The organism is Arthrobacter sp. 05T47, from assembly GCF_056395825.1.
The window spans coordinates 1-1,227 of record NZ_JBFTKG010000158.1 but is presented as its reverse complement, the minus strand read 5'-3'; the positions used below and the strand labels follow the sequence as shown (position 1 = coordinate 1,227).

Genomic DNA, 1,227 nt, shown 5'->3' with positions numbered 1-1,227 from the left:
CTCTTGACGTGGACAGCAGTGTTGCTGCTTAGTCCTTCATGGCCGGGGGCGCTTGGAACTGCATGACTTGCTACGACTTGGGATCATTCGGGCCTCCTTTCTTGCTGTTTGTCTCGGACGTGGTCGGCCTTGTACCTGTTCATCTCCCGGAGTTGTGGTGATGACATGACCTGCGGGAAGTTTCTGGCGTCTGTCCGGCAAAGGTTGTGTGGACATTGTCCACGCCGATGTACCGTGATGCCGTAGAACACCGGTGACCCTCCTGTCCTGGTCCAGGCGGGAGCCGGAAGGAAGAAGCGATGAACACCCCGTTGCACCTGCGCTGGGACGCAAAAGGCCAGCAGCAGCTCCTCGCCCGGGCTGAAGCGCTGCTCCAGCGGCACAGACGGTGCCTGCTCGGAATAGCCGGGGCGCCCGGTGCCGGAAAATCCACCATCTCCGGATGGCTGCTGGAGCACCTGCTCACCAACCATCCCCGGCAGGTCGCCCTGGTCCCCATGGACGGATATCACCTGGCGCAGTCGCTGCTCGAGTCCCGCGGGCTTGAGCACCGCAAGGGCGCTCCGGACACCTTCGACGGTGCCGGTTACGTCGCGTTGCTCCGCCGGCTGCGCTCAGAGACCGCGCGGGAAATCTTCGCACCGGTGTTCCGCCGCGAAGTCAACGACGCGATCGCCGGGGCCATCGCCGTCCCGCCGGAAACACGCCTGATCATCACCGAGGGCAACTACCTTCTCTTGGACGAGGCCCCATGGAACGAGGTCGCATCCCTCCTGGATGAAACCTGGTTCGTGGAACTCGAACAGGGCGAACGCCTGCGCCGGCTCACCGYCCGGCACCTGAGGTTCGACAACGACGCCGCCATCGCCGAATGGCGTGCAACCGGCAATGACGAACGCAATGCCCGCCTGATAGCACCAGGAAGCCAGCGCAGCACACTCGTCATCGAGCACACACCGGCGACCGTCTCGGCGCCCGGCCGCGAGTAAGCGGCCAGAAACCGAGCCGCCGGCTTCACAGGTACTGCGGCTTTACTCACTGCCTGGGACACAAATGCCCGACGAGGCTCATCGATAGTGCTCACATAACCTGCCATCGCCTCTTCTGAGTGGCCGCTCGTCATAGTCACCGCTATCGGTGTGGAGGTCGGACTGCCTTTCGCTGGCGCAACCACCGCATCCTAGAACCCGACAGCAGAACAGCCCCGGTGCATGATCACACCGGGGC

General features: G+C 63.5%; 1 protein-coding gene. It reads left to right on the top strand.

Annotated features, from left to right (window positions below; genetic code table 11):
* The first annotated feature begins 299 nt into the window (after positions 1-299).
* Positions 300-989 (top strand): nucleoside/nucleotide kinase family protein, encoded by a 690-nt coding sequence (locus tag AC1DEY_RS23550; protein ID WP_476870109.1) that lies wholly within the window; start codon positions 300-302, stop codon positions 987-989.
* The last annotated feature ends 238 nt before the right edge of the window (positions 990-1,227 follow it).